7 protein-coding genes and 1 pseudogene are annotated in these 7,681 nt (G+C 73.2%); 2 read left to right on the forward strand and 6 right to left on the reverse strand.

Annotation, left to right across the window (positions count from 1 at the left end; translation table 11 throughout):
- Positions 1-50 precede the first annotated feature (50 nt).
- From ACJOT3_RS30290 to ACJOT3_RS30305, 4 genes are read right to left on the reverse strand one after another with little or no spacing between them, the layout of a single operon-like run.
- On the reverse strand, positions 51-629 hold the full coding sequence (locus ACJOT3_RS30290) for a GTP-binding protein (RefSeq protein ID WP_406976554.1): 579 nt from the start codon (positions 627-629) through the stop codon (positions 51-53).
- 24 nt (positions 630-653) lie between these two features.
- Positions 654-998, reverse strand: coding sequence for a DUF742 domain-containing protein (locus ACJOT3_RS30295; protein WP_406976555.1), 345 nt, complete (start codon positions 996-998; stop codon positions 654-656).
- Entirely contained in the window at positions 998-1,417 is a 420-nt protein-coding gene (locus ACJOT3_RS30300) for a roadblock/LC7 domain-containing protein (protein ID WP_406976556.1), read from the reverse strand. Before ACJOT3_RS30300 ends, ACJOT3_RS30295 begins: the two co-directional genes overlap by 1 nt.
- 2 nt (positions 1,418-1,419) lie before the next feature.
- The gene (locus ACJOT3_RS30305) at positions 1,420-3,651 is read right to left on the reverse strand and encodes a sensor histidine kinase (RefSeq protein WP_406976557.1); all 2,232 of its coding nucleotides are present in this window, start codon (positions 3,649-3,651) and stop codon (positions 1,420-1,422) included.
- Positions 3,652-4,030: 379 nt separating this feature from the next.
- Here ACJOT3_RS30305 and ACJOT3_RS30310 point away from each other — a divergent pair, with 379 nt between their 5' ends.
- The gene (locus tag ACJOT3_RS30310) at positions 4,031-4,321 is read left to right on the forward strand and encodes a 4a-hydroxytetrahydrobiopterin dehydratase (protein WP_406976558.1); all 291 of its coding nucleotides are present in this window, start codon (positions 4,031-4,033) and stop codon (positions 4,319-4,321) included.
- Between the two features lie 153 nt (positions 4,322-4,474).
- Here the strand turns inward: ACJOT3_RS30310 and ACJOT3_RS30315 are convergent.
- Positions 4,475-4,780 (reverse strand): annotated as a pseudogene (locus tag ACJOT3_RS30315) (phosphotransferase); the annotation flags it as partial.
- Positions 4,781-4,913: 133 nt separating this feature from the next.
- Positions 4,914-6,521, reverse strand: coding sequence for an AMP-binding protein (locus ACJOT3_RS30320; protein ID WP_406976559.1), 1,608 nt, complete (start codon positions 6,519-6,521; stop codon positions 4,914-4,916).
- A gap of 289 nt (positions 6,522-6,810) precedes the next feature.
- Here ACJOT3_RS30320 and ACJOT3_RS30325 point away from each other — a divergent pair.
- On the forward strand, positions 6,811-7,681 hold an 871-nt coding region (locus tag ACJOT3_RS30325), incomplete at its 3' end, for a transposase (RefSeq protein WP_406976560.1).

The following is a 7,681-nucleotide window of genomic DNA, read 5'->3' on the forward strand; positions in this document are numbered from 1 at the left end:
ACCGCACCGTGTCCTCGTCCTCCGGGAGCCGGCCGGTCCGCGGAGCCGGTTCAGGCGCCCGACATCTCCAGGCGCAGCACCAGCTCGACCAGCTCCAGCACCACCTCCTTGACGGAGTCGCGGTCCCGGGCGTCGCACAGCAGCACCGGCACCGGGTCGGCCACGTCCAGCGCCACCCGCACGTCCTCGGCGCGGTGCGAGCGCTGCCCGTCGAAGCAGTTCACCGCCACCACGAACGGCACCCGCCGCGCCTCGAAGAAGTCGATGACGTCGAAGCAGTCGGTGAGGCGGCGGGTGTCGGCGAGCACCACCGCGCCCAGCGCCCCCTCCACCAGTTCCTCCCACATGTGCGAGAAGCGCCGCTGCCCCGGGGTACCGAACAGGTACACCACGGTGGTGGGGTCCAGGGTGATGCGGCCGAAGTCGAGGGCGACCGTTGTGGTGGTCTTGGCCTCCACCCCGGCCAGGTCGTCCACGCCGCTCCCGGCGACGGTCATCTCCTCCTCGGTGTGCAGCGCCTCGACCTCGCTCAGCGCCGACACCAGCGTGGTCTTGCCCGCGCCGAAACCACCGGCCACCACGATCTTGAGCGTGTCGGGCGCCGGCCCGAACACTCCCGATCCGTTCATCGTCGTCGTTCCGTTCAAAGCGCCTCAAAGTTCCTTGATGCGCGCCAGCACCGCGCGCAGTGTCGCCTCGTCGGGCCGGTCCCGTTCCCGCTGGGGGGTGTGGGCCAGCACGTTCCCTCGGTCCACCAGGTCCGCCAACAGCACCCGGACCACGCCCAGGGGCAGCCCCGACCGGGAGGCGACCTCGGCCACCGTCACCGGCCGGCCGCACAGGGCGTGGATCTCCCGGGCCTCCGGGTCGTCCTCGACCACCTCGGCCACCGCCACCACGGAGGTGGTCAGGGTCAGGTCCGACCGGGAGGGGCGGGTCCGGCCCCCGGTCAGCGCGTAGGGGCGGATCAGGTCCGGCCCCTCGGCGTGGTCGGACATCACCCGCGCACGCCCCGGCGCGGCAGCGCGGCCAGGTGGGGGCCGACCCGGCGCACGAGCCGGTTGATCTCGAAGGCGGCCTGGCCCATGTCGCAGTCGGTCCCCGCGGCCAGCGCCAGGGAGGCGCCCTGCCCGGCGTCGACCACGAAGAAGAACACGGTGTCCAGCTCGACCACCGTCTGGTGCACCTTGGACGCTCCCAGCGGCGCGCGGGCGCCCCGGGCCAGGGACGCGAACCCCGAGGCGATGGCGGCCAGGCGTTCCCCGTGCTCGCGGTCCACACCGGGGGAGGCCGCCAGCGGCAGCCCGTCGGCCGACAGCAGCAGCGCACTGCGCGAGTGCGCGATCTTCTCGACCAGGTCGGCCAGCAGCCAGTCCAGGGTGCCGGTCCCGTTCTCCTCGGCTTGGGCGGACATCATGTTCATCCTTCCTCGGTGTCGCCGTCCGGTCCGGGCCCGTCCGCGCGGGCGCGCAGGGTTCCGGCCTGGAAGGCGCTCATCAGCGAACGCATCCGTTCGGGGGAGCGGTCGTCGTCATCGGCGGCGGCCGCGGGTGCGGGCGCCGGGTCCACGGCGCGCCGTCGGCGGCGGGGGAGCCCCATGTAGTGGTCGTCGTCGGTGCCCGCGTCCTGCCGCGGCCCGGCACCGTTCGCGGCGGCGAGGGCGGGGGCCGCGGGAGCCGGCGGGACCGGGGGAGCGGCCGGGACGGCGCGCACCGCGGGCGCGGGGACGCGGGTGGGCGGCGGGGGAGCGGGCGCCGGCCCGGGTTCGGCCAGGGCGTCGGCGGGCACGCGCACGGTCGCGCGCACCCCGTTGCCGCCCGGCGCTGCGGCCAGCTCCACCGCCAGCCCGTGGCGGGCGGCCAGGGTGGCGACCACGAACAGGCCCAGGGGCGAGTCCTCCACCAGCCCGGACACGTCGAAGCGGGGCGGGTCGGCCAGCAGGGCGTTGGCCTCCTCCAGGGCGGCCGCCCCCATGCCCAGCCCCTGGTCGGTCACCTCGATGCGGCAGCCGTCGGCGTCGGCGACGGCGCGGACCTCCACCTCGGCGGTGGGCGGGGAGAACGCGGTGGCGTTCTCCAGCAGCTCGGCCAGCAGCCGGGCGGTGTCGGCGGCGGTGTCGCCGCGCAGCGCCACCGGGGGCAGGTCGCGGGGCTGGACGCGGGTGTAGTCCTCGATCTCCCCGGCGGCGGCCCGCACCACCTCGTGCAGCCGCATCGGCGCGCGGGGGTGGCGGGTGGGGGTGCCGCCGCTGAGCAGCATGAGGTTCTCGGCGTTGCGGCGCAGGCGGGCGCTGAAGTGGTCGACGCGGAACAGCGCGGCCAGGGCGTCGGGGTCGGTCTCGTCGCGTTCCAGCCGGTCCAGGACGGCCAGCTGGCGGTGGACCAGCGACTGGGTGCGGCGGGCGATGGTGCCGAACATGGCGCGCACCCCGGCCCGCAGCCGCGCCTCCTGGACGGCGGAGGCCACGGCGGCGCGGCGGGCGTCGTCGAAGGCGTCGGCGACGTCGGTGATCTCGTCGCCGCGGGCGCGCGGTACCGGCGCGGGTTCGGGTTCGACCTCCTCGCCGGCGCGCAGGCGGGCGGTCAGGCGCGGCAGGTGGACGCGGGCGTGCTCCAGGGTGGTGGTGCGCAGGCGGTCCAGGCGGCGGCCCATGCGGACGGCGCCGGTGATCGCGACGGCCGCCGAGGCCAGGGCGATGGCCAGGATGGGGAGGCTGGTCAGCAGGGCGGTGCGGGCCAGGTCGGCGGACCGGGCGTCGCTGTAGTCGGCCAGCAGGTCGAGCTGTTCGTGTTCGACGGCGCTCATGCGCTGGTCGGAGGCCTCGGCGGCGCCCTCCCAGGCGGAGGCGTTGACCGGCGGGCGGGTGTTCTGGGGTGCGGCGATGACCGCGTCCTGGAGGTCGTGGACGCGCCGGAGGGAGTCGTAGGACTCCAGCAGCCGGTAGGTGCGGGCGTCCTCGGGGGCGAGCTCGGCGCCGATGCGGTCCCAGGTGTGGCGCTGGGCGCCGGCGGCCGCGACGAACTCGGTGTGGGCGCCGGGGGTGAAGGTGTCGGTGGCCACGGCGTGGGTGAACACGGTGTTCTGGCGGGCCAGGAGTTCGCGGGCGCGCATCAGGGAGTTCAGGGAGCGCAGGCGGGGGATCTGCGCGGGTTCGGCGTGCTCGACGCGGGCGTCCCAGAAGCGCAGGCCCTGTTCGACCAGGTCGTGGTAGGCGGTGGCGGTCTGCACGAGGTCGCGCCGGTGCGGGGGGAGCGCGTCGACGATGTCGCGGTGGTGGGCCAGCCCCTCCAGGTCGCGCTGGAGGTCGAGGGCCTGGTCGGGCAGGGCGTCGGCGTCGAATCCGTGCAGGGCCCCGGTCAGGCCGGTGACGGCGGTGTCGGTGGCGGCGCGGGACTCCTCCAGGGCCCGCCGGGTGCTCTCGGCGCCGTCGGCGGAGTCGGCGGTGGCCAGCCGCTCGGTCTGGACGGAGTCGATCACGGCCAGGACGGCGACGCCCACCTCGCGGGTGAGGGCGGCCTCGGTGCGCAGTTCGCGGATGTCGCCCACGAGCAGGGCGGTGAAGAGCGACCACACCAGGAGCAGGACGGTGCTGGGCAGGAGCACCAGGGTGATCATGCGGGCGCGAAGCGACCGGCGCTTCTTGGGGGGCATGGGCTCGCTTCCAGGGCCGGTGGAGGAGACCGGTCGGTGGGGGATGGGAACCGGATTCCCACGAGTGAAGCCGGTCACCAGGGGAGAGTGCAAGGGGCGGGCGGGGCGCGCGGTGGTGGGGAGGGGTGTCGTACCTGGTCAGGGGTAGGGGCTCAGGTTGGTAACAGAGTTAACGCGCCACTGCGGATCTACTAAGGATCTACGTAGTACAGGTGGCGGTTCTGTTGTCCAAACAACAGCAACACCATGATGGAGTGCGGCTGCGCCGCACCCCTCTCCCATGAAAACGGCCCGGGGCGGGTCTCCGACCTCGGGATTCGGGTGCGCCCGGGGCGGGTAGGTGCGGCGTGCACATCGCACACGAGCACGGGGAGTCACAGTGAAGCTCACCGAGGAACAGATCCACGACGGCCTGGCCCGCCTGGACGGCTGGCGGCTGGACTCTCAGGGGCCGGTGCTGCGGCGCACCCTGCGCCTGGAGGGCTTCCCGGCCGTCATCCTGCTGGTGAACACCATCGCGCAGGCGGCGGAGCAGGCCGGCCACCACCCGGACATGGACATCCGCTACGACACCCTGCACCTGTCCCTGGCCACCCACTCGGTGGGGGCGATCACCGACAAGGACATGGCGCTGGCCGCGCGCATCGACGAGCTGGTGCCGCAGGGGTAGGGGGTTTCGGGAGCAGGGGTTCTCGGCGGAAGGTGCGTCAGACGCCCTTGAGGACACGGTCGAGCGCCGCCCGCCCCGCGGGCCCCCAGTGGGGCTTGCCGCCGGGAAGACCCTGATCTCCGTTCTGCCCCATGGGCATCAGGAAGAGGCTCTTCATGGCGGCCGGTCCGCGGGCGCGCCGGATCGCCGCCCCGTCCCCCGCGCGCAGGTGTCGAAGAACCGTGCGGCCGTGCCCGCGGGCAGCAGCACCCGCGCCGCCGCGAGGTCCCAGGCCGGACCGCCGGCGAACATGTCGCCGAAGTCGACGACGCCCGGGAGCGTTCCGTCCGAGACGACGACGTTCGCGGGACGGAGGTCACCGTGTACCCACACCGGCGGGCCCTGCCACGCGCGGGCCGCGACGGCGTCGTCCCAGACGGCGCGGACGTCGGCGGCGATGCCGTCGGGGGCGGCGGCCCGGAGGAATTCCTCGAATCCGTCCGTGCGGTCCCCGGGATGGGCTCCGCGGTCCGTGGCGGGAGGTCCGGGTACTGGTCCCGGAGCAGGTCGCGGACCGGGTCCGCGGTGATCTCGGTGTCGATGGTCCCCGGCCTCAGCGCAGGCGGGAGCGGCGCATCTTGCCGGAGGCGGTGCGGGGCAGCTCGGGTACGAAGTCGACCACGTCGGGGGCGGCGTGGGTGGCGAACCGTGTGCCCACCCATTCCTTGAGTTCGGCGGCCAGTTCCTCGGAGGCCTCGGTGTCCGGGGCGAGGACGACGCGTGCGCCGATCAGCTGCCCGGCGAGTTCGTCGGGGATGGAGTACACGCCGCACTCGTCCACGGCCGGGTGTTCGTTGAGGACGGCCTCCACCTCGGTGGGGCCGATCCGGTAGCCGCGGCTGAGGATGGCGCCGTCGTCGCGGGTGGAGAAGAAGAGCCATTCGCGGCGGTCGAGGATGCCGGTGTCGCCGGTGAGGTAGAAGGCCTTGTCGGGGGTGAAGCGGACCTGGGAGGCGGCGTCGTTGTCGAGGTAGCCGGTGAACCAGGCGAGGGGGCTGTGTTCGAGGTCGACGGCGATGCGGCCGTAGGCGCCCAGGGGTGCGGGTTCGTCGGAGATGGCCTCCAGGACGGTGACCTTCCAGCCGGGTAGGGCGGGGCCGATGGCGCCGGGGGTGATGTCGTCGGTGTCCTGGCCGGTGTCGCCGTTGGGGATGCCGACGCACCAGCCGAGTTCGGTCTGGCCGAAGTGGTCGCGTACGGGGATGCCGAAGACGTCGGTGACCCAGTCGATGACGTCGGGGGCGAGGGGTTCGCCGAAGCTGGTGAGGCGTTGGACGACGACCTCGGGGGGCAGGGTCTTGGTGGCGGCGCGCAGGGTGCGGTAGGTGGTGGGGTCGGCGGCGAGGTTGGTGACCTCGTACATGCCCAGGACGTCGAGGGTGAGTTCGGGGTCGAAGAATCCTGCGCGTAGGGCGATGGAGGAGTGTCCGGCGAGCAGGGGTGAGATGAGGCCGTGGTAGAGGCCGAAGGCGGAGCCGGGGTCGGCGGTGTTCCAGTAGGTGTCGTGGTCGTCGACGCCGAGGCCGTAGCGGTGGTAGGCGTGCATGGCGGCGAGGGCGCGGGCGGGGACGGGGACGCCGCGGGGTGGGCCGACGAGTCCGGAGACGTAGACGATGGCGAGGAGGCCGTCGCCGCCGATGGGGGTGTCTGGTGCGGTGGGTGCGTCGGTGGTGGAGAGGGTGGTGAGGGTGGTGTCGCCGGGGTGGAGGGGGTGGGTGCCGGTGGTGGCGATGGTCCAGGGGGGTGTGTCGTCGGTGTCGAGTTTGGTGCGGTGGTGGTCGTCGACGATGACGAGTTCGGCGTGGGAGGAGGTGAGGCGTTCGCGGATGGCGGAGGGGGCGAAGGAGGTGAAGAGGGGGACGAGGACGGCTCCCAGGCGCCAGGTGGCCAGGGCGGTGACGGCGAGGTCGATGCCTTTGGGGATGAGGGTGGCGATGCGGTCGCCGGGGCGGATGCCGTGGGCGGCGAGTCCGTTGGCGAGGGCTTGGGAGCGTTCGCGGAGTTGGCCGTAGGTGAGGGTGGTGGGTGTGAGGTCGGGGCCGATCTGGGTGATGGCGGTGCGGTCGGGGTGGTGCCGGTCGCAGAGCACATGGGACACCGAGGTGGTCGGGGAGTCGTAGGTGGTGAGCCACTCACGTACACGGTGCGCCGGGTGGGGCATCGGAGGTCGTCCTCGTCTCGGTGGGTGTGGTGCTAGGGGCGGGACATGTCAACACTATGCCCACTGTCCAGACCTTCTTCGGGGGGTGAAGGGGGTTGTCGGCTGTTCCATGATGTGCCGACGAATATCGGCATCTCTCCGCAAACCTTTCACCGATCACCTCAGGTGAGGTACGTCATACCCCAGGGTCATGGCGGATCGTGCTATTCCCCGTACACGGCTGCGCACTCCCCGCTACCGTCGTTGTTCGAACCACCGATCGAACATCCGAGGCGAAGGGGGTGGACCCATGACCGCAGGCGATCAGAGCGAACACCAGGCGAAGAAGAAGCGGGGGTTCACACCCCGCCCCGGGCACGTCGTGCAGGCGTACCGGTTCGCCCTGGACCCGGGCGCCGGAGTCGAGGCCCGTCTGCGGTCGCATTGCGGGGCGGCGCGGGCGGCCTACAACTGGGCGGTCGCGCATGTGCTCGCCTGTTGGGACCAGCGGCGTGCCGAGGAGTCCTACGGCATCGGCGAAGAGGACCGTGCCCCGTGGCGGTCGTGGTCGCTGCCCGCGCTGCGCAGGGCGTTCAACGCCGCCAAGAGGGAGGACCCTCGGTTCGCGGGGTGGTGGGCGGACAACTCCAAGGAGGCCTACAACACCGGGTTCGCCCATGCGGCGGCGGCGTTCGACAACTACGCCAGGTCCAGGCGCGGTGAGCGTGCCGGTGCGCGGGTGGACCGTCCTCGCCTCAAGTCCAAGCACCGGGCCCGCCTGGCGTGCCGGTTCACCACCGGCACCATCCGGGTCGAGGACGACCGCCGCCACGTCACCCTGCCCGTGGTCGGCACCATCCGTACCCACGAGAGCACCCGCAAGCTCCACCGGCGCATCGCGAACGGCACGGCGCGGATTCTGGCGGCGACGGTGTCCCATACCCGGGGCCGGTGGCAGGTGTCCTTCCAGGTCGAGGTCGAGCGCGAGGCCGCCACCCCGCGACGGCCCGGGTCGGTGGCCGGGGTCGACCTGGGGATCACGACCCTGGCGGTGGTCGCCGACGACACGGGGCAGACCCGCCACGTGCCCAATCCGCGCCACCTCACCGGCGAGCTGGCGCGGCTGCGCCGCGCCAGCCGGAGGGTGTCCCGCCGCCGGGGACCGGATCGGCGCACCCGGC

The organism is Nocardiopsis protaetiae, from assembly GCF_045446735.1.
Lineage (GTDB): Bacteria > Actinomycetota > Actinomycetes > Streptosporangiales > Streptosporangiaceae > Nocardiopsis > Nocardiopsis protaetiae.